This window comes from Kocuria sp. CCUG 69068, assembly GCF_020833785.1.
Lineage (GTDB): Bacteria > Actinomycetota > Actinomycetes > Actinomycetales > Micrococcaceae > Kocuria > Kocuria rosea.
Map to the genome: position 1 here is coordinate 1 of NZ_PDDL01000049.1, position 26,588 is coordinate 26,588.

Below are 26,588 nucleotides of genomic sequence, written 5' to 3' on the forward strand. Positions count from 1 at the left end.
AACATCAAACCCCGGCTGAAAATGTCGCCACCACCCCACGGAGGCAGGACGGCGACAACCAATCAACCGAATAAAACATCCGGTATCAACAAACATGGCACACTATTGAGTTCTCAAACAACAGACCAGCAACCAGGCACCACACCCGGAAACCGTGTTGGAATTTTCGGTGCCCTCCGCGTCGGAGACTTCGTTCCCCGCCTCAGGCAGCTCGACCATCCTACGCAGTCCGTTCTCGGCGTGTCAACTTGCGTTGTTCCGGGTCCGGACCGACCTGAACGGTCGCTCCCGCATGAACTAGGCAGCACCTCTCGGTCCTGCTGCTCTTTGCGGTGTCGTCGCCCGCCGGCCTCTCGGCCCTGCCTGACGACTCGATGAACACTACACCCCCGCCCAGGGGCCTGCAAGCTCGGCTCCCGGACGGGGGTGGTGGGCGGATCGGGCCCGGATCAGGCCTCCACGGTGACGGCGGCGAGGTGCTTCTTGCCGCGGCGCAGCAGCGCCCACCGGCCGTGCAGGAGCTGGCCGGGCCCGAGCTCGGCGTCCTCGCCGACGACCTTCTCGTTGTTGACGTACGCCCCGCCCTCCTTGAGGGTCCGGCGCGCGGCGGACTTCGACTCGGACAGCCCGGTGGCCACGAGGAGGTCGGCGACCTGCAGCGCTCCGGAGGACACGCTCGCACCGGGCAGCTCCCGGGCGACCGAGTCCAGGGTCTCGGCGTCGAGCTCCGTGAGCTCGCCGCGTCCGAAGACGGCGGCCGAGGCCGCGATCGCCTTCTCGGTCGCCTCCTCCCCGTGCACCAGCGAGTTGACCTCCCAGGCGAGGACCTTCTGGGCCTGCCTCTTGTAGGGCTCCTCCTCGACGGAGCGCGCCAGCTCCTCGATCTCGGCCCGGGTCTTGAAGGTGAAGACCTTGAGCCGGTCGACCACGTCCGCGTCGGCCGTGTTGAGCCAGAACTGGTAGAAGGCGTAGGGCGAGGTGAGCTCCGGGTCCAGCCACACCGCGTTGCCCTCGGACTTGCCGAACTTCGTGCCGTCCGAGTTGGTGATCAGCGGGGTGCCGACGGCGTGCACGGACACGCCCTCGACCTTGCGGATCAGGTCGGTCCCGGAGGTCAGGTTCCCCCACTGGTCGGAGCCCCCGGTCTGCAGGGTGCACCCGTGGTCGCGGTAGAGGTTCAGGTAGTCCAGTCCCTGCAGGATCTGGTAGCTGAACTCGGTGTAGGAGATCCCCTCCTCCGAGTTCAGCCGCTTGGCCACGATGTCCTTCTTGATCATCGTGCCGACACGGAAGTGCTTGCCGATGTCGCGGAGGAAGTCGATGGCGGAGAGCTGGGAGGTCCAGTCCAGGTTGTTGACCATGACGGCCCGGTTCTCGCCCTCGAAGGAGAGGAAGCGCTCGACCTGGGCGCGCAGCAGGTCCACCCACTGCGCGACGGTCTCCCGGGAGTTCAGGACCCGCTCGGAGCTCTGCCGCGGGTCCCCGATCAGACCGGTGGACCCGCCCACGAGCCCGATCGGGTGGTGACCGGCGAGCTGGAGCCGGCGCATCAGCAGCAGCTGCACCAGGTGCCCGAGGTGCAGGGACGCCGCGGTGGGGTCGAACCCGCAGTAGTAGGTGACCTTCTCCTCCGCGAGCGACCGCTCGAGGGCCGCCTCGTCGGTCGACACGTGCACGAGGCCGCGCCACTGCAGCTCCTGCCACACGTTGGCGAAGGACGGATCGTTGTGCTGGAGGTCCAGGTCTATTGCGTTCGACACGGCTTCCAAGGTACCAGGACGCGGAGGGGGTTCCCCTCCGCGTCCCGGTGCCCCCGGCGGCCCGGGGTCAGAACCGGTCGAGGCCGGCCGGCAGCGGCCGGGCGGCGACGACGCGCAGCCGCTGGGTGGGCCGGGTCATGGCCACGTACAGGTTGCCGACCCCGCCGCCGACCTCCTCGACGAGCGCCTGCGGCTCGACGACCACCACCGAGTCGAACTCCAGTCCCTTGGCGTCCCATGCGGAGAGGACCACGACCTGCCGGTCCAGCCGGCGGACCCCGGCACCCACGAGACCGGGCAGGGCCCCGGCGAGTGCCGTGCCGACCTCCTGCACGCGGTCCTCGGGCACGACCACGGCCACGAGCCCGCCGCTGACCAGGTCGAGCTCGGTGCGCACCTGCTCGAGGACGCCCTCGACCACGTCCGCGGCGCCGACCCGCTGAACGATCGGCGGCTCGCCCTCCCGGACGGCCCGCGGGGCGGAGATGTCCAGGCCGGCGGCCCGGGCGACGTCGACCGCGGCCTCGGCGATCTCGGCGGGGGTGCGGTAGTTGACCGTGAGCTCGTCGAGGACGAACCGCTCCCCCACGAAGGGCTCGAGGGCGTCCTGCCAGCTGCGGGCGGCGGTGGCCGAGCCCGCCTGGGCGATGTCGCCGACCACGGTGAACGACTTCATGGGGCACCGGCGCATGAGCACGCGCCACTGCATCGGCGAGAGCTCCTGGGCCTCGTCGACCACGACGTGCCCGTAGGCCCACGTACGGTCCGCGGTCGCGGCCTCGGCGGCGGTCATCCGGTGCTGGGTGACCGCGTTGAAGTCCGTGAGCTGGGCCGCGGTCACGATGCCGTCCGCGCCGACGTCCTCGAGGCTCTGGTGCATGTTCGCCAGCGCGTGCTCGGCGTTGTCCGTGGCCTTGCGGTGCTCCCGGTCCGCCTCGGCCCGCCGGCGCACCCCGGCCTCGTCGAGGTCGCCCAGCAGCTCGGCGGCCTCGTCCAGCAGCGGCACGTCGGCCACGGTGAAGGGGGCGTCGGCCGGGCGCAGCAGGGCCTCGACCTGGGCGGCGCTCAGGTGCGGGGCTGCGGACTCGAGGTAGTGCCGCTTGCTGAACAGCTGCGCGACGAGGTTCTGGGGCGACAGCGGCATCCACGCGAGGTTGAGCGCGATCCGCACGTCCCGGGACTGCCGGATGTCCTCCGCGAGGTAGGAGCGGTCCATGACGTTGCCGCTGGTGGTGTTGAGGTGCTCGCCGAGCTGCTCGGTGAGCTCGCGCAGGGCGATCTTCACGAACGTGTTGCGCGCCTCGTTGTGCGGCTTCCCCGTGGCACGGGCCTTGTCCCGGGCACGCTTGACGGTGCGCGGGGTCAGCGTCACGCGGTGGGAGTCGACGCGCAGGACCTGGTCCGCCGCCGGGACCTTCTGCCGGTCCCGCACGGCGCGGGCCACGACCTCGGCCATGTCGAGGCCGGACTTGAGCCGGGCGGTCCGGGGGTCGCGCTCGGGGACGGCCGCCACGCCGGGGAACAGCTCGGAGAGGGAGGACATCACGACGCCGGTCTCCCCGAGCGCCGGCAGCACCCGTTCGATGTACCACATGAACGACGACGACGGGCCGACGATCAGCACTCCCGCCTTGCGCAGCCGCTCCCGGTGCTCGTAGAGCAGGTACGCCGCCCGGTGCAGCGCCACGGCGGTCTTGCCGGTGCCGGGCCCGCCCTGCACCACGCGGACGCCGGGCAGCGGGGCGCGGATGATCTCGTCCTGCTCGGCCTGGATGGTCGCGACGATGTCCGACATCCGTCCGGTGCGCTTCTGGTTCAGCGCCGCGAGCAGAGCGCCCTCGCCGTGGAGCACCCCCTCGTCCTCGAGCATGTCCGGGTCGAGGACGTCGTCCTCGAGGGCGGCGACGTCGCGGCCCTCCAGGATGAGGTGGCGGCGGCGCCTGATGCCCATGGGGTTCTGCGCGGTGGCCTGGTAGAAGGCCGCGGCCTCGCGGGCGCGCCAGTCCACCATGAGCCGCTGGTGGTCCGCGGTGGCCAGGCCGATGCGCCCGACGTAGCGGCGGTCGCCGTCCTGGCCGTCCAGGCGGCCGAAGACGAGCCGGTGGTCCACGGCCTCGAGCTGGGCGAGCCGGTCCTCGTAGTGGGAGGCGAACGCGTCACGCTCCGCGCGGTTCTGGTGGTTGCCGAAGGACTCGCTGCGGCGCACGGCCGCGAGCTCGGCGGTCTTCTCGGCCCGCAGCTCGTCGAGCCGGTCGTAGAGCATCGCGACGTACGCGCGTTCGACAGCAAGTTGCTCGGCCGCCATCGTGGCGACGGTCTCTGCCATGGGTGGACACCTCGTTCCGGATCGAACAGACCATCGATTCTACCGGTCCGCGGGCGTTCCGACGGCGATCCGGCGGCGCGGTGCGTCACAGTGCTTCGCCGGGGTGCTCCGCCCCTGGTCAGACCCGGTACAGTGCCCGCACCCGGTGGCCGCCGAGCTGGCTGCGGCCCCGCAGGTCGGTGAGCTCCATGATCAGCCCGAACCCGGCGACGTGCAGCCCGGCCCGGTGCAGCAGCTGCGCCGTGGCCCCGAGGGTGCCGCCGGTCGCGAGGATGTCGTCGAGCACGAGCACGCGGGCCCCGCGCGGGACGTCGTCGGTGTGGATCTCCAGCACCGCCGAGCCGTACTCCAGCACGTACTCCTCGCGGAAGGTCTCCCGGGGCAGCTTCCCGGCCTTGCGCACCGGGATGAGGCCCACGCCCGTCGCGTAGGCCACGGCCCCCGCCATGAGGAAGCCCCGGGCCTCGACGCCGGCCACGTGGTCGAACTGGCCGCGGAAGGCGTCGGCCAGGGCGTCGACGGTCCGCCGGAAGCCGGGACCGTCCGCGAACAGGGGCGTCAGGTCGCGGAAGAGGACCCCCGGCTCCGGGTAGTCGGGGATCTTCACGCACAGGCGCTCGATCATCTGCTCAACGGATTCAGTCACACCGCTCATGCTATCCGTCCGGGTCCCGCGGAATCAGCGGCGCCGGCGCGGGACCGCGGCGCGGTACGGGGACACGGAGGCCTCGCCGGGCAGCCACCAGCGCCAGGGGAACTCGGGGGTCCCGCCGGGTCCGGACACCCCCGTGCGGGGCCCGCGGCCGGCGGCGGGGGCGTCCCCCGGGCCGGGCAGCCGCAGGAAGAAGCCCGGCGCCGCGGCGTCCCCCGCGGTGAGCGGTGCGCCGTCGTGGGTCAGGTCGATGCCCAGGGCCTTGGCGAGGTTGCCGGGGCCACGTGCCAGCGCGGCGTCGGGCACCGGGCCGGAGCGTCCGGCGGCCCGGCGGGCGCGGGCCAGCGGCACGCCCTCGACGACCTCGCCCGCGCGGAGCAGGCACCCGCCGGCGGTGCCCTCGGGGCGGCAGACCAGGTTCACGGCGTGGTGCATGCCGTAGGTGAAGTACACGTAGACGTGGCCCGGCGGACCGAACATCGAGGCGTTGCGCGCCGTCCGCCCGCGCCACGTGTGCGCCCCCGGGTCCGGCAGGTCGGAGCCGTCCGGCCCGCCGTAGGCCTCGACCTCCGTGATCCGCAGGACCACGGAGCCCTCGGCGGTCCGGTGGCCGAACAGGCTCCCGAGCAGCCGGGGGGCCACCTCGGGAGCCGGCCGGGACAGCAGCTCGAGCAGCGCCGGCCCGGTGACGGGCCCGTTCACGCTCATCCTGCGACGATCGGCGCCCGCCGCGAGAACTCCGCGGCCTCGGCCACCTGGCGCTCGAGCTCGCCGATCTGCGCGGCCACGGCCGACGGCGCCGTGCCGCCCTGGGCGCTGCGCGAGGCCAGCGAACCCGCCACGGTGAGCACCTCTCGCACGCCGGGGGTGAGCCGGTCTGAGATGGCGGCGAAGTCCTCGTCGGAGAGGTCCCACAGCTCGATCCCGCGCTGCTCGCAGACGCGCACCGCGTCCCCGGCGACCTCGTGCGCGTCCCGGAAGGGCACGCCCTGGCGCACGAGCCACTCGGCCACGTCCGTGGCGAGGGCGAAGCCCTGCGGGGCGAGCTCGGCCATCCGCCCGGTGTTGAAGTCGAGGGTGGCGATCATCCCCGCGACCGCGGGCAGCAGCACCTCGAGCTGGTCGATCGCGTCGAAGACGGGCTCCTTGTCCTCCTGGAGGTCCCGGTTGTAGGCCAGCGGCAGGCCCTTGAGCGTGGCCAGCAGCCCGGTGAGGTCGCCGATCAGCCGGCCGGCCTTGCCGCGGGCGAGCTCGGCGATGTCCGGGTTCTTCTTCTGCGGCATGATCGAGGACCCGGTGGAGAAGGCGTCGTCGAGGGTGACGAAGGAGAACTCCTTGGTGGCCCACGTGGTGATCTCCTCGGAGATCCGGGACATGTCCACGGCGATCATCGCGGTGACCCAGGAGAACTCGGCGTAGACGTCCCGGGCCGCGGTGCCGTCGATGGAGTTGTGCACGGCGGAGTCGAAGCCCAGCTCGGCGGCGACGGCCCCCGGGTCCAGTCCGAGCGAGGACCCGGCGAGCGCCCCCGAGCCGTACGGGGAGACCGCGGCGCGGGCGTCCCAGTCCACGAGGCGCTGCACGTCCCGCAGCATCGCCCACGCGTGGGCGAGCAGGTGGTGGGACAGCAGCACCGGCTGGGCGTGCTGGAGGTGGGTGCGCCCGGGCATCGGGGCCTCCGGGTGGGCCTTCGCCTGGTCCAGGAGGGCCTGCACGACGTCGAGCACGTTGCGGGCGATGATCGCGGCGTGGTCGCGCAGGTACATCCGCCCGAGGGTGGCGATCTGGTCGTTGCGGGACCGGCCGGCGCGCAGCTTGCCGCCGAGCTCGGGCCCGGCCCGCTCGATGAGGCCCTTCTCGAGGGAGCCGTGGACGTCCTCGTCGGAGGGGGCGGGCGCGTAGGCCCCGGAGCGGACGTCGGCCTCGAGCCGGTCGAGGGCGTCGAGCATGCCCCCGAGCTCGTCGTCGGTCAGCAGCCCCGCGGTGCGCAGGACCCGGGCGTGGGCCCGGGAGCCCGCGATGTCGTAGGGGGCCAGGCGCCAGTCGAAGTGCGTCGACCGGCTCAGCGCCGCGAGGGCGTCGGCCGGTCCCCCGGCGAAGCGCCCGCCCCAGAGCGCGCCCTCGTTGGTGCCGTGCTTGTCCTGCTGCGCCATGTCTCTCCTCGTGGGTTCCGCCGGGGCCGGGGCCGCCGGGGGTCGGGTCGGCCGGGCGTGGGCGGAGGGCCCCACCGCCGGGATGGGGCCCTCCGTCGTCGTGCCCGTTCCTGCTGGGGACGAGCCTACGTGCTCGGGGGCTACTTGCCCTCGGCCGCGATCCGCTGCTCGCGGGACGCCGCGACCTTCGAGGACATGCCGAACAGCTCGATGAACCCGCGGGCCTGGGACTGGTCAAACGCGTCGCCCTCGTCGTAGGTGGCGAGGTTGAAGTCGTACAGGGAGGTGTTCGAGCGGCGGCCGGTGACCGTGGCCTGGCCGGCGTGCAGGGTCATCCGGATGTCGCCGTCCACGTACTTCTGGGTGTCCTGGATGAACGCGTCGAGGGACTGCTTGAGCGGGGAGAACCACTGGCCGTCGTAGACGAGCTCGGTCCAGCGCTGGGTGGCCATCCGCTTGAAGCGGGCCTGCTCGCGCTCGACCGTCACGTTCTCCAGCTCACGGTGCGCGGCGATCAGGGCCATGGCACCGGGGGCCTCGTAGACCTCGCGGGACTTGATGCCCACGAGCCGGTCCTCGACGATGTCGATCCGGCCCACACCCTGGGCGCCGGCGCGGCGGTTCATCTCCTGGATCGCCTGCAGCGGGCTGACGGGCTGGCCGTCGAGGGCCACGGGGATGCCGCCCTTGAAGCTGATCACGACCTCGTCGGCCGGCGGCGGGAACGTGGGGTCGTCCGTGTAGTCGTAGACGTCCTTGGTGGGGGCGTTCCAGATGTCCTCGAGGAACCCGGTCTCCACGGCGCGGCCCCAGACGTTCTGGTCGATCGAGAAGGGGTTCTTCTTGGTCGTGGCGATCGGCAGGTGGTGCTTCTCGGCGTAGTTGATGGCCTTGTCGCGGGTGAGGGCGAGGTCGCGGACCGGGGCGATGCACTTGAGCTCGGGGCCCAGCGTCTGGATGCCCACCTCGAAGCGGACCTGGTCGTTGCCCTTGCCCGTGCAGCCGTGGGCCACGGTGGAGGCGCCGAAGCGCTTGGCGGCGGCCACGAGGTGCTTGACGATGACCGGGCGGGACAGCGCGGAGACCACGGGGTAGGCGTCCATGTAGAGGGCGTTCGCCTGCAGCGCCGGCATGCAGTACTCCGCGGCGAACTCGTCGCGGGCGTCGGCCACGTAGGCCTCGACGGCCCCGCAGTCGAGGGCGCGCCGGCGGATGGTCTCGAGGTCCTCGCCGCCCTGCCCCACGTCGACGGCGACGGCGATGACCTCGGCCCCCGTCGCCTCGCCGATCCAGCCGATGGCCACGGAGGTGTCGAGACCCCCGGAGTAGGCCAGCACAACACGCTCGGTCACGGTGTTCTCCTTCGTCGGTGGTCCGGGCGCCACGGCGTGGCCCCGCCTTCTGTGCATGACTATACACGTCGACTTGTATTTATGCATACTCTGCGGACCGTCCCGCGCACTCCCCCGCCGGGCCGCGCCCGCCCTCCGACCTGCGGAGGTGCCGTGCGCCACTCCGCAATTATGAATAGCTAGCAATAGCCCGGCCCTTCCGACATACTGGGGACCGGGTGTGATCCAGACCGACCGACCGCACCCCACCACGGCGGGGGCCACGCGCCCCGGCCGTCCTGCACACCCGGTCCCTACCCCGAGAGGAACCCCATGACGAACGTTCCCGAGCAGACCCTCACCACGCGTCAGGGCCACCCGGTCCACGACAACCAGAACACCCGCACCATCGGCTCGCGCGGGCCCGCGACCCTCGAGAACTACGCGTTTCTCGAGAAGATGAGCCACTTCGACCGCGAGCGCATCCCCGAGCGCGTGGTGCACGCCCGCGGCACCACCGCCTTCGGCTACTTCGAGGCCTACGGCGCCTACGGCGACGAGCCCATCGCGAAGTTCACCCGCGCCAAGGTCTTCGCCGAGGCCGGCAAGCGCACCGACGTGGCCGTGCGGTTCTCCACCGTGGCCGGCGGCCGGGACTCCTCCGAGGTGGCCCGCGACCCGCGCGGCTTCGCCGTGAAGATGTACACGGAGGAGGGCAACTGGGACCTCGTCGGCAACAACCTGGGCGTGTTCTTCATCCGGGACGCCATCAAGTTCCCCGACTTCATCCACTCCCAGAAGCCGGACCCCGTGAACTTCGAGGCCGGCGTGGCCAACCGCGCCTTCGACTTCTTCAGCCAGTCGCCCGAGGCGATGCACATGATCACGATCCTGTTCTCCCCGCGCGGGATCCCGGCGGACTACCGCCACCAGCAGGGCTTCGGCGTGAACACCTACAAGTGGGTCAACGCCGCCGGCGAGTCCCTCCTGGTGAAGTACCACTGGATCCCGAAGCAGGGCGTGAAGTCCCTCACCTCGGCCGACGCCGCGAACATCCAGGCCCAGACCCTCGGCTCGCACACCAAGGACCTCTACGACGCGATCGAGGCCGGCGACTACCCCGAGTGGGAGCTGCAGGTCCAGGTCATGGAGGACCACGACCACCCCGAGCTGGACTTCGACCCGCTGGACGACACCAAGGTGTGGCCGGAGGAGCTGTTCCCGCCGAAGCCGGTCGGGCGCATGGTGCTGAACCGCAACCCGCAGAACTTCTTCGCGGAGAACGAGCAGATCGCCTTCGGCACCGGCGTGCTGGTGGACGGCCTGGAGTTCTCCGACGACAAGATGCTCGTGGGCCGCACCTTCTCCTACTCGGACACCCAGCGCTACCGCGTGGGCCCGAACTACCTGCAGCTGCCGGTCAACGCGCCGAAGGCGCCGGTGGCCACCAACCAGCGCGACGGCCAGATGGCCTACGCCGTGGACCACGCCCCGGGCCAGAACCCGCACGTGAACTACGAGCCGTCCATCATCGGAGGCGTGCAGGAGACTCCGAAGCCCGAGGGGTACCAGCCCGAGGTCGGCCCGGAGATCAGCGCGCGCCTGACCCGCGCCCGGATCGAGCGGACCAACGACTACAAGCAGGCCGGCGAGCGCTTCCAGCTCCAGGAGGAGTGGGAGAAGGAGGAGCTCATCGACAACCTGGTCGGCGCGCTCTCCCAGTGCGACCGCCCGATCCAGGAGCGCATGGTCTGGCACTTCTACATGGTCGAGGACGAGATGGGCCGCCGCGTGGGCGACGGCATCGGCGTCTCCCTCGAGGACGTCAAGGACCTGGACCCCCTGGCCACCCAGCGTCTCTCCGAGGAGGAGCTGCAGCGCGTGGCCAACCTCGGCAACAACGGCCCGCGCAGCGTGGCGGGTCTCACCATGACCCACTGCGTGCCCAACGAGCACGTGGCCGTGGAGCGCGAGCCCCAGCAGGCGAGCCCCGCGATGATGTCCAGCTGACCCGTCCGGGAGGCGCCCCGTCCGGGGCGCCTCCCCCGGTGTCCGTGCGGACCCATCGTGCAGGAGGGGCCGGCCGCGTCCAGCGGCCGGCCCCTTCCGTGTGCGGGCTCAGCCGCGGTGCCCGGCGCCCGCGAGGTCGAGGGAGCGCTTGAGGATCTTGCCGGTCGGGCCCTTCGGCAGCTCGTCGACCACCTTGTAGTAGCGCGGGTGCTTGTACTTGGCCACGCGCTCGCGGACGAAGGCGTCCAGCTCGTCGACCTTCGCGTCCCGCTCCGCCTCGGGCACGTCGCGGAAGGCGACGACGGCGGCGACCTCCTCGCCCATCGCCTCGTCCGGCACCCCGACCACCGCGGCCTCGGCGATGCCGGGGAACTGGTAGATCACTTCCTCGACCTCGCGGGGGTAGACGTTGTAGCCGCCGCGCAGGACCATGTCCTTCTTGCGGTCCACGATGTAGTAGAAGCCGTCCTCGTCCACCCGGGCGAGGTCCCCCGTGGCGAACCAGCCGTCACGGATCGCGGCCTCGGTGGCCTCGGGGTTGCGCCAGTAGCCGGCCATCACGTACTCCCCGGCCACCACGAGCTCGCCGATCTCCCCGACGGGGACCTCCGCGCCGAGGTCGTCCACGACCTTCAGCTGCGCGCCCCGCACCACCGTGCCGATCGAGCCCGGGCGGCGTCCCCGGTCCTTCTGGTTGAAGCACACCACCGGGGAGGTCTCGGACAGGCCGTAGCCCTCGTAGATGGGGGCGCCGAAGACCTCCTCGAAGCGCTCCAGGACCTCGACCGGCAGCGGGGACCCGCCCGAGACCCCGGCCCGCAGGTGCGGCAGCTCGACCGTCCCGCCGTCCGCGGCGGCGAGCAGCGCCACGTACATGCTCGGCACCCCGGCGAAGACCGTGACCTCGTCCCGGGCCAGGATCTCCAGCGCCTTGGCCGGGTCGAAGCGCGGCAGCAGCGTGACGGTCGCCCCCGCGTGGACGACGCCGTTGAGCGCCACGGTCTGGCCGAAGACGTGGAAGAACGGCAGGGCCCCGAACATGACGTCCCCGGGCGCCAGGTCGAAGAGGCCCGCGGACAGCGCCGCGTTGGCCCGGAGGTTGTGGTGCGTCAGGACGGCGCCCTTGGGCCGGCCCGTGGTCCCGGAGGTGTAGAGCAGGACGGCGGGCTCGTCGTCGTCGCGCTCGGCGACCCCGGGCCGCGGCGGGACGTCCGCGAGCGCCTGCAGCGTGCCGGCGGCCGAGACCTCGACCACCCGGACGTCCCGGTCCAGGTCCGCGACCGCGGCGCGGGTCGCCTCGGCCATCGCCTCCCAGACGAGCACCAGGGACACCTCGGCGTTGTCGAAGTGGTACGCCAGCTCCCGGGGGCTGAGGAGGGGGTTGAGGGGCACGACCACCCCGCCCGCGCGCAGGATCCCGTAGTAGGCGATCGGCATGTGGGGGACGTTGGGCAGGATCAGGGCCACCCGGTCGCCCTGTCCGACGCCGGCCGCGGCGAGCATCGACGCGACCCGCGCGGACAGGTCGTCGAGGGCCCCGTAGGTCAGGACCTTGTCGTCGAGGACCACCGCCCGGGACTCCGGGGAGGCCGCGGCCGTGTCGGTGAGCAGGGTGGCGAGATTCGTCATGGGGGAACTCCGGATCCCCGGTGCACGGGCACCGGCGCGAGGAACGGGCACGAGGTGAGCTGTGTCACACGAGCGTGCCAGTCGGTTACTGCAACGTCAAGACCCGGGTACTTGGGGGTGGCGCGTGTCGCGGTCCCCGCCCCCGATAAACTGGCCGGCAGGAGCTGCATCCGACCGACCGCGAAGGACCACCCGTGACCGAGAACCCCCAGCCGACCGACCAGCCGCAGGACCCGGCGGCCCCCCAGCTGACCGAGGAGGAGATGGCCTACGTGCTCTCCCTGTTCGAGATGGCCCGGACGGGGGACACGGAGAACCTCCTGCCGGCCGTGCGCGCCGGCGTCCCGGTGAACCTCACCAACGGCAAGGGCGACACCCTGCTGGTCCTCGCGGCCTACCACCAGCGCGAGGAGACCGTCGCGGCGCTGCTCGAGGCCGGGGCGGACCCGGACCGGGTCAACGACAACGGCCAGACGGCGCTGATGAGCGCGGTCTTCCGGGGCAACGAGACGATCGTGCGGACGCTGCTCGCGGCCGGGGCCTCGCAGACGGCCGGCGCCCACTCCGCCCTGGACTTCGCCCGGGTCTTCGAGCGCACGGAGCTCGTCCCCGTCCTGGAGGAGTACGCGGCCCGCTGAGCGCGCGGCGCACGGCCGGCACGGGGCGGCGCCGGGACCTCTACTCGGCGAGCTCCAGGAAGCGGCGGGCCACGGCGTGGCCGCCGTCCGCCGCCCGGCACACCACCATGATGGTGTCGTCGCCGGCGATGGTGCCGAGGACGGCGGGGAGCACGGACGTGTCGATGGCGGAGGCGAAGTACTGGGCGGCCCCCGGCGGGGTCCGCAGGACCACGAGGTTCGCGCTCGCCTCGGCGGTGACCAGCAGCTCGCGGCACAGGCTGGCCAGGCGCGCGTCGAGCACCTCCTGGGTGATCCCGGAGGCGGGCGAGCGGTCGGCCCCGGCCTGCGGGACGGCGTAGACGAGGGCGCCGGAGCCCTCGCGCACCCGGACGGCCCCGAGCTCCACGAGGTCGCGGGAGAGCGTGGCCTGGGTGACCTGCACGCCGTCCTCGGCCAGCCGGGCGGCCAGCTCGGCCTGCGAGTGGATCGCCCCTCCGGTCACGAGGGCCACGATCCGGGCCTGCCGGGCGGTCTTGGTGGCGGGGATGCTCATGCGGGGACGGCGGAGGCGTCGGCGGCACCCAGGTCGTAGCGCCCGGAGCGCGCCATGAGCCAGACGAGCAGGGCCTTCTGGGCGTGCAGGCGGTTCTCCGCCTCGTCCCACACCACGGACTGCGGGCCGTCGATGACCTCGGCCGCGACCTCGGAGCCGCGGAAGGCGGGCAGGCAGTGCAGGAACAGCGCCCCGGGCGCGGCCTGGGCCATCGCCGCGGCGTCCACGGAGTACGCCCGGAAGACCTCCGCCCGCGCCTCGGTCTCCGTTTCCTGGCCCATGGACACCCAGGTGTCGGTGCAGACCACGTCCGCCCCGGCGAGCGCCTCGGCCGGGTCGGTGGTCACGCGCACGGACCCTCCCGTCTGCTCCGCGCGCTCCTCGGCGGCCCGCACCACCGCCGGGTCCGGGAGGTGGCTCGCCGGGCCGGCCACGCGCACGTGCATGCCGGCGGTGGCCCCGCCCAGCAGGTAGGAGTGGGCCATGTTGTTGGCGGCGTCCCCGAGGTAGGCGAAGGTGAGCCCGGCGAGACCGCCCCGGTGCTCCCGGACGGTGAGCAGGTCCGCGAGGATCTGGCAGGGGTGGTAGTCGTCGGAGAGCCCGTTGACGACGGGCACGGTGGCGGCCGCGGCCATCTCCTCCAGCCCGGACTGGGCGTAGGTGCGCCACACGATGGTCGAGGCCATGCGGGAGAAGACGCGCGCGGTGTCGGCCACGCTCTCCTTGCCCAGCTGCGACTCGCCCGGGTTGATCATCAGCGGGTTGCCGCCGAGATCGGCGATCCCGGCGGAGAAGGAGACCCGGGTGCGGGTCGACGTCTTGTCGAAGATCACGGCCACGGTCTGGGGCCCCGCGTAGGGCCGGTGGGCCCAGCGGTCGGCCTTGAGGCGGGCGGCGAGCTCGAGCACCTCGGTCTGCTCCTGCTGGGAGAGGTCGGTGTCGACGAGGAAGTGGCGGGGGGTCATGGACGGGTTCATGCTTCTTTCGGCGGGGAGTCGGGCGAGGTCGCGGCGGGGGCCGTGACCGCGGCGGCGGCGGTGCGCAGGATCTCGGGGAGCGCGTCGAGGAAGGTGCGCGCCTGCTCGGAGGTCAGGATCAGGGGCGGGGCCAGGCGCAGGGTCCCGGGGCCGGTCGCGTTGACGATGAATCCGGCGTCCCGGGCGGCCTCGACCACGGCGGGGCCGAACGGGGCGGTGGCCCCCTCGGGGACCTCGAGGTCGGCGCCGATCAGCAGTCCGTGCTGGCGCACGTCGCCGATCCCGGGGACCGCGCGCAGCCCCTCGCCGAGCACGGCGCCCACGGTGCGCGCGTGCTCCAGCAGGCCGTCCTCCTCGATGACGGTGACGGTGGCGAGGCCCGCGGCGGTGGCCGGCGGGTTGCCGCCGAACGTGGTGCCGTGCTGGCCGGCCCCGAGCAGCGCGGAGACCTCCGGGCCGACGGTCAGCATCGCGCCGATCGGGAAGCCGCCGCCGAGGCCCTTGGCCAGGGTGATCGCGTCCGGCAGGTCGTCGCCGGTGAGCTCGGCGGAGGAGGCGAACCAGCGGCCGGTGCGGCCCATCCCGGTCTGCACCTCGTCCACGACCAGCAGCGCACCGTGCCGGCGGGTCAGCTCCCGGGCGGCCCGGAGGTAGCCCTCGGGCAGCTCGCGCACGCCGGCCTCGCCCTGCACGGGTTCCACGATCAGCGCCGCGACCGTCCCGTCGAGGTGCTCCTCGAGGGCCTCGACGGTCGCGGGGATGTGCCGGACCCCGCCCGGGAGGGGCTCGAAGGGCGCCCGGTAGGCCTCCTTGGCGGTCAGGGCGAGGGCGCCCATGGTGCGGCCGTGGAAGGCGGACTCGAGGGCGAGGACGGTGCCGCGGGGCCGGCCGTCCGGGCCGGGGTGCTCGTGGCCGTGGCGGCGGGCGAGCTTGAACGCGGCCTCGTTGGCCTCGGTGCCGGAGTTCGCGAAGAAGACGTGGGAGCCCGCGGGCGCGCCGGCCAGGGACAGCAGCTTCCCGGCGAGGGCGATCTGCTGGGGGGAGGTGAAGAAGTTGGAGACGTGCCCGAGGGTGGCGAGCTGGCGGGAGACGATCTCCACCCAGCGCGGGTGGGCGTGGCCGAGGGCGTTGACGGCGATGCCCGCGAGCAGGTCGAGGTAGTCCCGGCCGTCGGCGTCGGTGACCACGGCGCCCTTGCCGTGGGTGAGCACGAGGGACGGGCTGCCGAAGACGCCGAGCAGCGAGTCGGCGTACTCGCCGAGCAGGGCGGTCTGGGCCGAGTAGCGGGAGGCGGTGTGCTGGGCGGTCATGACGATGCTCCGTGGTCGGGGACGAGCTGGGTACCGATGCCGGTGTCGGTGAAGATCTCGAGCAGGCACGTGTGCGGGCTGCGCCCGTCGACGATGGACGCCCGGCGCGCCCCGCCCTCCACGGCCCGCAGGGCCGCCTCCATCTTGGGGATCATCCCGGCCTGCAGGCTCGGGAGCATCGCGCGCAGCTCCGAGGCGGAGAGGGACGCGATCAGGGAGCCCTTGTCGGGCCAGTTCGCGTAGAGCCCCTCGACGTCGGTGAGGGCCACGAACTTCTCGGCGCGCAAGGCCACCGCCACGGCGGCGGCGGCGGTGTCCGCGTTGACGTTGAGGATCTCCCCCGTGGGGCGGCCGTGCGCGTCGACCTCCGGCGCCACGGAGGAGATGACGGGGATCCGCCCGGCCTCGAGGAGCTGGGTGACGGGCTCGGGGTTGACGCCGACGACCTCGCCCACGTGGCCGAGGTCCACCTCCTCGCCGTCCACCACGGTGCCCCGGCGGACCGCGCGGAACAGCTCGGCGTCCTCCCCCGAGAGCCCGACGGCGTACGGGCCGGTGGCGTTGAGCAGGGAGACGAGCTCCCGCTGGACCTGCCCGGTCAGCACCATGCGGATGGCGTCCACGGCCTCCTTGGAGGTGACGCGCAGCCCGCCGCGGAACTCGGACTCGATGCCCAGCCGCTCCAGCATGCGGTTGATCTGGGGCCCTCCGCCGTGCACCACGACCGGCTTGATCCCGACGTGGCGCAGGAACACCATGTCCTCCGCGAAGGCCTGCCGCAGCGGCTCGGACACCATGGCGTTGCCGCCGTACTTGAAGACCATCACGGACCCGGAGTAGCGCTGGATCCAGGGCAGGGCCTCCATCAGGGTGCCCGCCTTCAGCTGGGCGGTCTCGTAGCGGGTCGGGTCACTCGGGTCGGTCATGGTTCTCCTGCGCCGTGGGTCGGTGCTGTGCTGGTGGGCGGGCTGGTCAGCTGGAGTAGGCGCTGTTCTCCTCGACGTAGTCGTGGGTCAGGTCGTTGGTCCAGACGGTGGCGTCGGCGTCCCCGGCCTTGAGGTCGACCAGGACGGTGACCCTGCGGTCGGCGGCCAGGTCCACGCCCTCGCGCGGGTCCCCGATCATGCCGTTGCGGCAGACCACGACACCGTTGATGGCGACGTCGAGCCGGTCGGGGTCGAACGCGGCGTCGGTGGTGCCGACCGCGGACAGGACGCGGCCCCAGTTGGGGTCGTTGCCGTAGATCGCGGCCTTGAAGAGGTTGGAGCGGGCCACGGAGCGGCTCACGTCCTCCGCCTGCCGCTCGGTCGCGGCGTTGACGGTGGTGATCTCGATGTCGTGGGACGCGCCCTCGGCGTCCGTGATGAGCTGCTGGGCCAGCGAGTGGCACACCGCGGTCACGGCCTGGCTGAACTCGAACTCGTCCGGCGTGATCCCGGAGGCGCCCGAGCCGAGCAGCACCACGGTGTCGTTGGTGGACATGCAGCCGTCGGAGTCGGTGCGGTTGAACGTGACCTTCACCGCGTCCTCGAGCGCCCACTGCAGGGCGTCGGAGGAGAGCTCCGCGTCGGTCGTGAGCACCACGAGCATCGTGGCCAGCCCCGGGGCGAGCATGCCCGCGCCCTTGGCCATGCCGCCGACCGTCCACCCGTCGCGGACGTAGGCGGCCTGCTTGGAGACGGAGTCGGTGGTCATGATGGCCCGGGCCGCGGCGGCCCCGGCGGCGTCGTCGTCCCCGAGGGCCTCGACGACCCCGGGGAGGCCGCGCTCCATGACGTCCATGGGCAGCTGGATGCCGATCAGCCCGGTGGAGCACACCACCACGTCCCCGGCCCCGACCCCGAGCGCCTCGCCGACGAGCTCGGCGGTCCGGTGGGAGGCCTGGAAGCCCTGCGGTCCGGTGCAGGCGTTGGCGCCGCCGGAGTTGAGGACCACGGCGGCGGCCCGGCCGTCCGCGGTCGCGGCCTTGGACCACTGGACGGGCGCGGCGGTGATCCGGTTGGTCGTGTACACGGCCCCCACGTGGTGCTGGGGCCCGTCGTTGACGACGAGGGCGAGGTCCGGTCCGCCGGAGTCCTTGAAGCCGGCCTCGGTGCCGGCGGCGCGGAAGCCCTGGGCGGCGGCCACGCCGCGGGCGGTGTCGACCTGCAGGGTGCCGGCGGGCTGCTGGGAGGGGTACGTTCTCACGGTGCGACTCCTTGGAGTGTCAGGCCGGTGTCCTCCGGCAGGCCGAGGGCGAGGTTCATGGACTGGACGGCACCGCCGGCGGTGCCCTTGACGAGGTTGTCGATCACGCACGTGACGATGACCCGCCCCGCCCGGGCGTCGTGGGCGAGCTGGAGCTGGGCGTGGTTGGAGCCGGCCACCGACTTCGTCGAGGGCCACCGCCCCTCGGGCAGGACGGTGACGAACGGCTCGGCCGCGTAGGCGGTCTCCCAGGCCTCCCGCAGCTGCGCGGCGGTCACGCCCTCGGGGACCCGCGCGGTGGCGGTGGTGAGGATGCCCCGCGGCATGGGGGCGAGCGTCGGGGTGAAGGAGATCCGCACGCGGCGCCCGGCGGCCTTCGAGAGGCCCTGCTCGATCTCGGGGGTGTGCCGGTGGGCGCCGCCCACCCCGTACGGGCTCATCGAGCCCATGACCTCCGAGCCCAGCAGGTGCGCCTTGACGGCCTTGCCGGCGCCGGAGGTGCCCGAGGCCGCGACGATCACGACGTCCTCCGGCTCCAGGAGACCGGCCGCGAAGCCGGGGCCCAGGGCGAGCAGGGCACTGGTCGGGTAGCAGCCCGGCACCGCGATGCGGGTGGCGCCGCGGAGCTGCTCGCGCTGGCGGGTGCCCTCGGCGTCCACGACGAGCTCCGGCAGCCCGTACGGCCAGGTCCCGGCGTGCGGGGACCCGTAGAACTGGTCCCACTCCTCGGCGGAGTCGAGCCGGTGGTCGGCGCCGGCGTCGATCACCACGGTCTCCGCCGGCAGCTGCGCGGCGATCGCGGCCGAGGCGCCGTGCGGCAGGGCGAGGAAGACGACGTCGTGGCCGGCGAGGTTCTCCACCGTGGTGTCGACGAGCACCCGGTCGGCGAGGGAGTGCAGGTGCGGCTGCAGCTCCCCCAGCCGCTGGCCCGCGTTGGAATGGGCCCCCACGGCCCCGATCTCGATCTGCGGGTGACCGGCGAGGATCCTCAGGACCTCGCCACCGGCGTAGCCGGATGCCCCCGACACTGCTGCGCTGAACGTCATAGAACCCACTCTAGCTCAAAGTTATGCATGGTCTTCAATATTTATGCACGCTACGGGGGGAGGACCGGCGGGGCGGGGCGCGGGTGCGCCTCGTCGGAGCACGTCAGGATCCCCCCACTCGGATCGACCACGGCCGCTCTCGCGCTCCCCCCGGAACGGCTCTGCCCCCGAATCTACGCTTCCCGTCTGCAAATCTCGATGATTACGGGGGCTTTCCCGTGCCCCCTCTTGTGCACACGCTACCCCTGGGCGACCCCCGCGGGGAGGGCGCGGCGGGACTCCGTGCCTACCATGGCAGGGTTCCCGTCCGCGATCTCCAGGAGGTACCCGTCATGGTCCGTTGCGTCATGGTCGAGCGAGCCGGAGGCCCCGAGGTCCTGACCCTCGGCGAGCGTCCGGACCTCGAACCCGGTCCGCGCCAGCTGCTCGTCGAGACCCGCGCGGCGGGGGTGAACTTCATCGAGGTGTACCAGCGCGAGGGCGTCTACCCCGTGGAGCACCCCTTCACCCCGGGCTCCGAGGGCATGGGCGTGGTGACGGGCGTGGGCTCCGAGGTGCGCCACTTCGCCCTGGGCGACCGGATCACCACCTCGCAGGCGTCCCGGACCTACGCCGACGCCTTCCTCGTGGACGCCGACAAGGCCCTGCGCGTGCCCTCCGGCGTGTCCGACGAGGTCGCCGCGGCCGTCCCGCTGCAGGGTCTCACCGCGCACTACCTGGTCCGCTCGACGTACCCGGTCCAGGAGGGCGACGTCGCCGTCGTCACCGCGGGCGCGGGCGGGGTCGGAGGTCTCGCCGTGCAGCTGCTGAAGTCGCTCGGGGCCACGGTGGTCGCCCTGGTGGGCACGCAGGCCAAGGCGGAGACCGCGCGCTCCCTGGGGGCCGACTTCGCCCTGGTGGGCTACGAGGGCTTCGCCGAGCACGTCCGGGAGGTCACCGGCGGCCGCGGCGCCGACGTCGTCTACGACTCGGTGGGCAAGGACACCTTCGACGAGTCGCTCCGGGCGCTGCGCCGGCGCGGGATGCTGGTGCTCTTCGGCGGCTCCTCCGGCCAGGTGCCCCCGCTCGACCCGCAGCGGCTCGCCCAGCACGGCTCCCTGTTCCTCACCCGCCCCACCCTCAACGACTACCTGCTCGACGAGAAGGAGCGGAACTGGCGCGCGGGCGAGCTGTTCGACGCGGTGCTCGACGGGTCGCTGACCCTCCGCGTCGCCGAGACGTTCCCGCTCGACCGGGCACGGCAGGCCCACGAGCTGCTCCAGTCCCGCGCCGCCCAGGGCAAGCTGCTGCTGGTCCCGTGAGCGCCGCACCGATGATGCACCGCTTCCTCGGCGCCGACGGCGCGCGGGACCCCTACACCCCGTTCGTGGGGTGCTGCGCGGCCACCGTGGAGCACTACGACCTGGACCTCGACTACGACGTCGAGGACAACGGCCTCGAGGCGCGCGCCACCCTGTCCTGCCGCGCGCTACACGACACGGACCGGATCGAGCTGGACCTCACCGAGCTCGCCGTGACCGACGTCAGGTTCGGCACCGGCGGACTCGGCGGTCTGCTCGGCGGCCGCCGCGTCCGCGCCGACCACCGCGGGAGCCGCCTCGTGCTGACCCTGCCGCGCGTCGTCGCCGCCGGGGAGGCGTTCACGCTCACCGTGGCCTACGAGGGGTACCCCGAGTCCCTGGACGGGCCCTGGGGCGAGATCGGCTGGGCCGAGCTCGACGACGGCGTGCTCGTCGCCGGGCAGCCCACCGGTTCGTCCACCTGGTTCCCGTGCGTGGACCACCCCTCCCACAAGGCCACCTACCGGGTCGCCGTGCACGCGGACGCCGACTACGAGGTGGTGGTCCACGGCGAGCTGGAGTCCGTGGTGGAGCGCGACGGCGAGCGCCACTGGGTGTACACGTCCCGGGTGCCGCTGCCGCCCTACCTGGCCACCGTGCAGATCGGCCCGTACGAGCGGCACGAGCTCTCGGGCTCGCGCGTCCCCCAGTACCTGGTGTGCTCCAGGAAGCGGCGCAAGAAGGCGGAGAAGACCTTCGCGGAGCAGGGCCGGATGATCGAGGTGTTCAACGACTGGTTCGGCCCCTACCCCTTCCCGAGCTACACCGTGGTGGTCGTCGACGAGTCGCTGGAGGACCCGTTCGAGTGCTACGCGTGCTCCGTGTTCGGCAAGAACCAGCTGGGCACGGACTGGGAGGAGCAGCGGCTCGTGGCGCACGAGCTGGCCCACCAGTGGTTCGGCAACAGCCTGGTCCTCTCCGCGTGGCAGGACATCTGGCTCAACGAGGGGTTCGCGTCCTACGCGGAGTGGATCTGGTCGGAGGCCTCCGGCGACCGGCCGGCCCGCTGGCACGCGGAGAAGGCGCACCGGACCCTGTCCAAGATGCGCCAGGACCTCGTCATCGGCGATCCCGGGCAGGTGCGGCTCTTCGACGACGTGGTGTACGTCCGGGGCGCCCTCACCGTCCACGCGATCCGGGAGACCGTGGGCGAGGACGCCTTCCGCACGCTGCTGCGCGGCTGGGCCACCGCCAACCGGGACGGGTGGGTGAGCACGGCGGGCTTCCGGGAGCACCTGCGGGGCTTCGTGCCCCGGGACCGGTGGGCGGAGGTCGACGGCCTGCTCGACGCGTGGCTGCTCCGCCGGGAGCTGCCCGCCCTGCCCTGACCCGCACCGGCCCCCGGGCACCGACGGGAACGGGCCCCCGCCGGACGCTGTGCGTCCGGCGGGGGCCCGTTGCGCCGCGCGGGCGGCCGGCCGGTCAGTGCTCCCGGCGGTAGAGCCGGCGGGCGAACCAGACCCCGCCCCCGGCCGCGGCGAGACCGGCGAGCAGCAGCAGGGCCGCCTGGACGCGCTGCCACGCGATGGTGCCCGCGGTGACGCCGTCCCCGAACTCGCCCGCCTCGGCGGTCTCGACCACCTGGAGGGTGCCGTCCTCGACGGCGAGCAGCGCGTCGGCCTCCTGGTGGAAGTCGTCCTCGCCGGAGCCCGTCTGCGTGCCGCGGAAGACGATCTCCTCCCCCGCCTCCGGGACGCGCGGGTCGGCGAGGCCCGAGTCGAAGGGCTGCCCGGTGACCGCCTCGTCCGCGGGCAGCACCCCGCGGTAGATGGGGTTCCAGGTCTTGGTCTGCAGATCGTTGGTGAGGTCCTGGTACTGCCCGGAGATCACCCACGACCGGTCCGCGTAGCCGGCCAGCCTGCGGGAGTCGTCCCAGGCGAGGGCCGCGCTCACCGCGAGGACCAGGCCCAGGAGCAGCCCCAGCAGGCCCACGGCCGTCGGCTTCCAGGCGATCGACCGGCGGGCGCGCCCGTCCTGCACGTCCTGCTCGTCGTCGAAGGCGAAGAACGGCTCCTGGCGGTCGGTGGTCTCCTCGGTCATGCTGCGCTCCTGGAACGGGGTCGGGGAAGGGGGGTCGGTCGCGAACGCCGGGGTCGCGGCCGGGGACCCGGTGCCACAGTACCGAAGTCGACGGCGCACTCCCTGGCGTTCGCGAGTGTTACCGCCCGGGCGGGGCGGGGACGACGGACGGCCCGCTCCCCGGAGGGGGCGGGCCGTCCGGGCGGGACCGCTCAGCCGCGGAGCACGGCGCCGTGGCGCTCGGCGGCGACGGCGACGGCCGCCTCGCGGGCGGCGGAGGCCTCGTCCGCGGTCAGCGTGCGGTCCGGGGCCCGGAAGCGCAGCGCGAAGGCGACCGACTTCCGGCCCTCCTCGATGCCGGGTCCCTGGTAGACGTCGAAGACGCGGACGTCCTCGAGGAGCTCCCCGGCGCCCTCCTCGAGCGCGGCCCGCAGCTCGGCGGCCGGCACGGAGGCGTCCACCACGAGCGCGACGTCCTGCGTGGCGGCCGGGTAGCCGGAGATCGGGCGCGCCTGGACGACCCCGGACTCGGCCGCGGTGAGCGAGCTGAGGTTCAGCTCCATCGCCACGGTCCGCTCGGGGAGGTCCTGCGCGGCGACGAGCTGCGGGTGCAGCTCGCCCGCGTAGCCCAGCGGGGTGCCGTCGGCGGTGGCGAGCACCGCGGTGCGGCCCGGGTGGAACGCCTGGTGGGTGCCCTGGCGGACGGTCAGCTCGACCCCCAGCACCTCGGCGGCCAGCCGGGCGGCGTCGAGGGCGTCCTGCCAGTCGAACGCGCGCGGCGCGGTCCACGGCCCCTCGGCCGCGTCCTTGCCGGCGAGGACCGCGGCGAGGTGGCGCGGCTGGGCGGGCAGGCCGGCCTCGAGCTCCTCGAGCACCGCCGGGTCCGGGCGCGCCCCCAGCGGCGGGATGCTCGCGCTGCCGAGCTGCTCGCCGGGGCGGAAGACGCGCCCGACCTCGTAGAGCGCCAGGTCGCGGAAGCCGCGGGAGGTGTTGCGCCGCAGCACCTCGAGCAGGCCCGGGAGCAGGGACACGCGCAGCATCCCCTGGGCCTCGCTGATCGGGTTGGCCAGCTTCACCGACGGCACGGGCACCCCGGGCTCGGGGGCACCCCACAGCTCGTTGTCCGCCTGCGCGACGAACGGGTAGGCGAGCACCTCGGTCAGCCCGGCGGCCGCGAGCGCGTCGGCCACCCGCTTGCGGGCCTGTTGCTCAGCGGTCAGGCCGCGCCCGGGGGGCGCCACGGGCAGCCGCGAGGGGATCGCGTCGTAGCCCACGAGGCGGGCGATCTCCTCGACCAGGTCCTCCTTCTCGACCAGGTCGGGCCGCCACGACGGGGGCACGACGCGCCATCCGTCGTCGGTGGCCTCGACCTGCGCGCCGAGCTCGGTGAGGGTCGCGACGACCTGCTCCGCCGTGTACTCCACGCCCGTGCGGCGGCTCGGGTGGTCCCAGGGCAGCTCGATGGGCGCGGGGGCGGTGGTGGCGTCCACGTCGGTGACCCCGGGCCCGGCCGTGCCGCCGGCCAGCTCCACGAGCAGCTCCACGGCGCGCTGGGCGGCCACCGGGGCGATCTGCGGGTCCACGCCGCGCTCGAAGCGCTTGGACGCCTCGGAGGGCAGCCGGTGCCGGCGGGTGGTGCGGGCGATCGAGACCTCGTCGAAGCGGGCCGCCTCCACGAGGACGTCGACGGTGGCGTCCGAGACCTCGGTGGCCGCCCCGCCCATGACCCCGGCCAGGCCGATGGGCCCGGACCCGTCGGTGATGAGCAGGTCCTCGGGGTCCAGGGTGCGCCGCTTGCCGTCCAGGGTGGTCAGGGTCTCGCCCGGCGCCGCCCGGCGGACCCCGATGCCGCCGGTCAGCGTCCCGAGGTCGTAGAAGTGGAGCGGCTGGCCGAGCTCGAGCATCACGTAGTTGGAGACGTCCACCGGCAGGGAGATCGAGCGGATCCCCGCCAGGCGCAGCCGCGCCGACATCCACGGGGGTGTGGGGGCGCTCGAGTCGATGCCGGTCACCGTGCGGGCGACGAAGCGGGTGCACCCGGGGTTGCCGTGGATCGGGGCGTCGTCCTCGACGGCCACGGGGAAGCCGTCCGCGGTGGGGGCGGGCACCCGGGGCGCCACGGTCCCGGCCGGGTCGGTGAAGGGCTCGTGCACGGCGTGGCAGTACTCGCGGGCCACGCCGCGGATCGAGAACGCGTAGCCGCGGTCCGGGGTCACGTTGATCTCGGCGGCCTCGTCGTGGAGGCCGAGCAGCTCGAGGGCGTCCGTGCCGAGCTCCGGGTCCAGGCCGAGGGTCGAGAGCACCAGGATGCCGTCGTGGTCCTCGCCGATGCCGAGCTCCCGGACGGAGGCGATCATCCCGGCGGAGGTGTGGCCGTAGGTCCTGCGCGCCGAGATCCTGAAGTCCCCGGGCAGGACGGCGCCGGGCAGGGTCACGACGACCTTGTCCCCGACCTCGAAGTTGTGGGCCCCGCAGATCACGCCCTGCACGCCGGAGGGGTCGATGCCCTCGCCGGTCAGGGTCTGCTCCTGGCCCTCGGGGACCACGCGGACGGTGCACCAGTTGACGGTCTTGCCGTTGGAGTGGGTCTCCGGCTCCTTGGACAGCACCTGGCCGACCACGACCGGGCCCTTCAGGTGGTCCGCGGGACGGTGCACGTCCTCCTCCTCGAGGCCCACCGTCACCAGGGCGGCCAGGACGTCCTCGGCGGTCGCGTCCGCCGGGACGGGGGCGTGCTCGCGCAGCCATGACAAAGGAACTCGCATGTCTTAGATCTCCATCCCGAAGTGCTCGCTGAAGCGGACGTCGCCCTCGACCATGTCGCGCATGTCGGGGACGTTGTTGCGGAACATCAGGGTCCGCTCGATGCCCATGCCGAACGCGAAGCCCGAGTACACCTCGGGGTCGATGCCGGCCGCGCGCAGCACGTTCGGGTGGACCATGCCGCAGCCGCCCCACTCGATCCACTGCGGCCCGCCCTTGGCGTTCGGGTGCCACACGTCCAGCTCGGCGGACGGCTCGGTGAAAGGGAAGTAGTTGGGCCGCAGCCGGATCTTCGCCTCCGGGCCGAACATCTGCCGGGCGAAGTGCTCGAGCGTGCCCTTGAGGTCGGCCATCGACAGCCCCTTGTCCACGGCCAGACCCTCGACCTGGTGGAAGACCGGGGTGTGCGTGGCGTCGAGCTCGTCGGTGCGGTAGGTGCGCCCCGGGACGACGACGTAGACCGGCAGCTCGCGGCTGAGCAGCGTGCGCATCTGCACCGGCGAGGTGTGCGTGCGCAGCACGAGGTGCGCCTCGGGCGGGTCCACGAAGAAGGTGTCCTGCAGCTCCCGGGCGGGGTGGTCGGGCTTGAAGTTGAGGGAGTCGAAGTTGTACCACTCGGACTCGACCTCGGGGCCGTCGGCGACCTCCCAGCCCATGGCCACGAACGTCTCGCCGACGCGCTCCATGAGGTTGGTCAGCGGGTGCCGCCCGCCCAGGCGCCGGCGCCGGCCGGCGGCGGTGACGTCCACGGCCTCCTCGACGAGGATCCGGGCGTCCCGCTCCTCCTCCAGCACCGTGGTGCGGGCGGCGACCGCCTGGTTGACGCGGCCGCGGGCCTGGCCGACCAGCTTGCCGGCCGCGGACTTCTGCGACTTGTCCAGGGAGCCGATCTGCCGGTTGGCCAGCGCCAGCGGGGAGCGGTCCCCCGCGTGGGTGAGCCGGACCTCCTTGAGCTCGTCGAGGTCCTGGGCGTTTCCGACGGCGGCCAGGGCCGCCTCCACGGCCGCGGCGACCGCGGCCTCGTCGGTCGGGTCGACCGCGCCGCTCGGGGCGGTCTCGGGTGGCAGTTCAGACATCAGCTGGCGACTTCTTCGGCTCGGGGACGGGGTCGTCCGCGCACGCCGTCCCACGGTCCGTGGGACATGGAGCACGGGAAAGCCCGGATCGGCACGGATCGCGGGCGTGTTCCAGTCTATGGCACGGGCCGCAGGGTCCGCCCACCGCTTCTCCGGCACGTCGACGACCCGGTGGTACCGGAGCGCGGCGCGGTCCGGCGCGGAGGAGAGCCGGCGCTGCCCCGCTGCTTCCGTGCCCGGGTGATTGCAGGCGTGGCGATCGTCGGCCCGGACGGGGTGCGCCGAGCGGATCTAGGCTGGTGCCATGACACCCGAACCGAGCCGGGCGGCGCGCCTGCGGCAGGTGTGGAACATGGCGAACCTGTCCACCCCGCTGGGGCTGCTGGTCGCCGCGGCCTCCCGGACGAAGCTGGTCCGCGGCCCGGAGGGGCTGATCCTGGGCTTCGGCTACCGGCCCCGGCTGCCCCGGGCCGGGGCGTTCACCGTGGGCAACGTGGTCCTGTTCCGCGCCGGGATCGACGACGTCGCGGCCCGCCCCCGGCTCGTGGCCCACGAGTCCCGCCACGCGACCCAGTGGGCGCAGTGGCTGGGCCTGCCCTTCCTGCCGGCCTACCTCCTGGCCGCGGGGTGGTCGGTGCTGCGCTGCGGACACCCGGCGCACCGCAACCCCTTCGAGATCGGGGCCGGTCTCGCCGACGGCGGCTACGCCCCCGCCCCCCGATCGCCGAAGTGCTCGAACGCTGGGAGCACATCCTCTTCCCCATCGTTCTCATCGGCCTCGGCATCGTGATCCTCGTCAGCGGCGGAGCCTTCGGACTCTGACGTAGCGGCAGCGA

At 73.1% G+C, this 26,588-nt stretch carries 20 protein-coding genes and 1 pseudogene; 5 read left to right on the forward strand and 16 right to left on the reverse strand.

The window, feature by feature from the left end:
* Positions 1-449 precede the first annotated feature (449 nt).
* The 6 genes from tyrS to CRM73_RS10785 all read right to left on the reverse strand — a co-directional run bounded on the left by tyrS (position 450) and on the right by CRM73_RS10785 (position 8,243).
* Positions 450-1,760 carry a tyrosine--tRNA ligase gene (gene tyrS, locus CRM73_RS10760; RefSeq protein WP_109222415.1) on the reverse strand — a complete coding sequence of 437 codons (1,311 nt, stop codon included), beginning with the start codon at positions 1,758-1,760 and terminating at the stop codon, positions 450-452.
* A 67-nt stretch (positions 1,761-1,827) separates the two neighbouring features.
* Positions 1,828-4,086, reverse strand: coding sequence for a UvrD-helicase domain-containing protein (locus CRM73_RS10765; RefSeq protein WP_229587682.1), 2,259 nt, complete (start codon positions 4,084-4,086; stop codon positions 1,828-1,830).
* A 118-nt stretch (positions 4,087-4,204) separates the two neighbouring features.
* Positions 4,205-4,711: an adenine phosphoribosyltransferase gene (locus tag CRM73_RS10770; protein ID WP_017832869.1), complete on the reverse strand. Its 507-nt coding sequence runs from the start codon at positions 4,709-4,711 to the stop codon at positions 4,205-4,207.
* A gap of 54 nt (positions 4,712-4,765) precedes the next feature.
* Positions 4,766-5,446 (reverse strand): DNA-3-methyladenine glycosylase, encoded by a 681-nt coding sequence (locus CRM73_RS10775; RefSeq protein WP_031282695.1) that lies wholly within the window; start codon positions 5,444-5,446, stop codon positions 4,766-4,768.
* Complete coding sequence (gene argH, locus CRM73_RS10780; RefSeq protein ID WP_017832871.1) at positions 5,443-6,891, reverse strand: argininosuccinate lyase; 1,449 nt, start codon at positions 6,889-6,891, stop codon at positions 5,443-5,445. Before argH ends, CRM73_RS10775 begins: the two co-directional genes overlap by 4 nt.
* 140 nt (positions 6,892-7,031) lie before the next feature.
* Entirely contained in the window at positions 7,032-8,243 is a 1,212-nt protein-coding gene (locus tag CRM73_RS10785) for an argininosuccinate synthase (RefSeq protein WP_031282696.1), read from the reverse strand.
* Between the two features lie 312 nt (positions 8,244-8,555).
* Here CRM73_RS10785 and CRM73_RS10790 point away from each other — a divergent pair, with 312 nt between their 5' ends.
* Complete coding sequence (locus tag CRM73_RS10790) at positions 8,556-10,232, forward strand: catalase (RefSeq protein ID WP_229587683.1); 1,677 nt, start codon at positions 8,556-8,558, stop codon at positions 10,230-10,232.
* 108 nt (positions 10,233-10,340) lie between these two features.
* Here the strand turns inward: CRM73_RS10790 and CRM73_RS10795 are convergent, their stop codons facing one another.
* Positions 10,341-11,861 (reverse strand): long-chain fatty acid--CoA ligase, encoded by a 1,521-nt coding sequence (locus CRM73_RS10795; RefSeq protein WP_035929606.1) that lies wholly within the window; start codon positions 11,859-11,861, stop codon positions 10,341-10,343.
* A gap of 194 nt (positions 11,862-12,055) precedes the next feature.
* On the opposite strand from CRM73_RS10795, the gene CRM73_RS10800 reads away from it, so the two are divergent.
* A complete protein-coding gene (locus CRM73_RS10800) occupies positions 12,056-12,499 on the forward strand; it encodes an ankyrin repeat domain-containing protein (RefSeq protein WP_017832875.1) in 444 nt (147 codons plus the stop codon).
* Between the two features lie 40 nt (positions 12,500-12,539).
* Here the strand turns inward: CRM73_RS10800 and CRM73_RS10805 are convergent, their stop codons facing one another.
* From CRM73_RS10805 to argC, 6 genes are read right to left on the reverse strand one after another with little or no spacing between them, the layout of a single operon-like run.
* A complete protein-coding gene (locus CRM73_RS10805; RefSeq protein ID WP_017832876.1) occupies positions 12,540-13,034 on the reverse strand; it encodes an arginine repressor in 495 nt (164 codons plus the stop codon).
* Positions 13,031-13,999, reverse strand: a complete 969-nt coding sequence (gene argF / locus CRM73_RS10810; RefSeq protein WP_229587685.1) for an ornithine carbamoyltransferase — start codon at positions 13,997-13,999, stop codon at positions 13,031-13,033. Before argF ends, CRM73_RS10805 begins: the two co-directional genes overlap by 4 nt.
* Before the next feature lie 8 nt (positions 14,000-14,007).
* Positions 14,008-15,321, reverse strand: a complete 1,314-nt coding sequence (locus CRM73_RS10815; protein WP_035929614.1) for an acetylornithine transaminase — start codon at positions 15,319-15,321, stop codon at positions 14,008-14,010.
* Positions 15,318-16,247 (reverse strand): acetylglutamate kinase, encoded by a 930-nt coding sequence (argB, locus tag CRM73_RS10820; protein WP_017832879.1) that lies wholly within the window; start codon positions 16,245-16,247, stop codon positions 15,318-15,320. Before argB ends, CRM73_RS10815 begins: the two co-directional genes overlap by 4 nt.
* A 46-nt stretch (positions 16,248-16,293) precedes the next feature.
* A complete protein-coding gene (argJ, locus tag CRM73_RS10825; RefSeq protein WP_017832880.1) occupies positions 16,294-17,508 on the reverse strand; it encodes a bifunctional glutamate N-acetyltransferase/amino-acid acetyltransferase ArgJ in 1,215 nt (404 codons plus the stop codon).
* The gene (gene argC, locus CRM73_RS10830; RefSeq protein WP_031282701.1) at positions 17,505-18,554 is read right to left on the reverse strand and encodes an N-acetyl-gamma-glutamyl-phosphate reductase; all 1,050 of its coding nucleotides are present in this window, start codon (positions 18,552-18,554) and stop codon (positions 17,505-17,507) included. The genes argJ and argC overlap by 4 nt, the downstream gene beginning before the upstream one ends.
* 332 nt (positions 18,555-18,886) lie before the next feature.
* Here argC and CRM73_RS10835 point away from each other — a divergent pair, with 332 nt between their 5' ends.
* Together CRM73_RS10835 and CRM73_RS10840 are read left to right on the forward strand one after the other, a co-directional pair.
* Complete coding sequence (locus tag CRM73_RS10835) at positions 18,887-19,855, forward strand: quinone oxidoreductase (RefSeq protein ID WP_035929620.1); 969 nt, start codon at positions 18,887-18,889, stop codon at positions 19,853-19,855.
* The gene (locus CRM73_RS10840) at positions 19,852-21,222 is read left to right on the forward strand and encodes a M1 family metallopeptidase (RefSeq protein ID WP_126350054.1); all 1,371 of its coding nucleotides are present in this window, start codon (positions 19,852-19,854) and stop codon (positions 21,220-21,222) included. The genes CRM73_RS10835 and CRM73_RS10840 overlap by 4 nt, the downstream gene beginning before the upstream one ends.
* A gap of 94 nt (positions 21,223-21,316) precedes the next feature.
* On the opposite strand, the gene CRM73_RS10845 is transcribed toward CRM73_RS10840, so the two are convergent.
* The 3 genes from CRM73_RS10845 to pheS form a co-directional block, all read right to left on the reverse strand.
* Positions 21,317-21,934, reverse strand: coding sequence for a hypothetical protein (locus CRM73_RS10845; protein WP_229587687.1), 618 nt, complete (start codon positions 21,932-21,934; stop codon positions 21,317-21,319).
* A gap of 191 nt (positions 21,935-22,125) precedes the next feature.
* Positions 22,126-24,678: a phenylalanine--tRNA ligase subunit beta gene (gene pheT / locus CRM73_RS10850; RefSeq protein ID WP_229587689.1), complete on the reverse strand. Its 2,553-nt coding sequence runs from the start codon at positions 24,676-24,678 to the stop codon at positions 22,126-22,128.
* Positions 24,679-24,681: 3 nt separating this feature from the next.
* Complete coding sequence (gene pheS / locus CRM73_RS10855; protein WP_229587691.1) at positions 24,682-25,752, reverse strand: phenylalanine--tRNA ligase subunit alpha; 1,071 nt, start codon at positions 25,750-25,752, stop codon at positions 24,682-24,684.
* Between the two features lie 711 nt (positions 25,753-26,463).
* Between pheS and CRM73_RS19945 the strand changes: the two are divergent.
* A pseudogene (locus CRM73_RS19945) lies at positions 26,464-26,574 on the forward strand (cadmium transporter); the annotation flags it as partial.
* Positions 26,575-26,588: the final 14 nt, after the last annotated feature.